The organism is Mesorhizobium sp. M1A.T.Ca.IN.004.03.1.1 (assembly GCF_003997555.1).
In the GTDB taxonomy this organism is placed as follows: domain Bacteria; phylum Pseudomonadota; class Alphaproteobacteria; order Rhizobiales; family Rhizobiaceae; genus Mesorhizobium.
On sequence record NZ_RZTV01000453.1, the window covers coordinates 1 to 265 of the forward strand.

The following is a 265-nucleotide window of genomic DNA, read 5'->3' on the forward strand; positions in this document are numbered from 1 at the left end:
CTATATTAGCGCCTCGCAATACGAGGCCTGGAAGCATACCGACCTGATCATCGACGTGGTGCCGGGAAGGGGCGGCATGTTCTCGCTCGACAATGGCCGCGAGAAACGATTCCTGACGCGCTCGACCATCTGCGCTGTTGGGGACTGAGCAAGCCAGCGGACTGCATTATCATTGTCTCAGCGCAACGAGCGTCCTGAAAATTGGATGCAACATGCCCGCCTCTAAGGGAGCCAAAGGGCATGAAACGCAAATTGGACGATGAGG

The 265-nt window shown here is 56.6% G+C and carries 1 protein-coding gene; it reads left to right on the forward strand.

Features of this window, described 5'->3' with window-relative positions; genetic code table 11:
- Positions 1 to 148: DUF779 domain-containing protein (locus EOD29_RS32400; RefSeq protein ID WP_127248845.1), on the forward strand; the 148-nt coding region annotated here is incomplete at its 5' end.
- Positions 149 to 265: the final 117 nt, after the last annotated feature.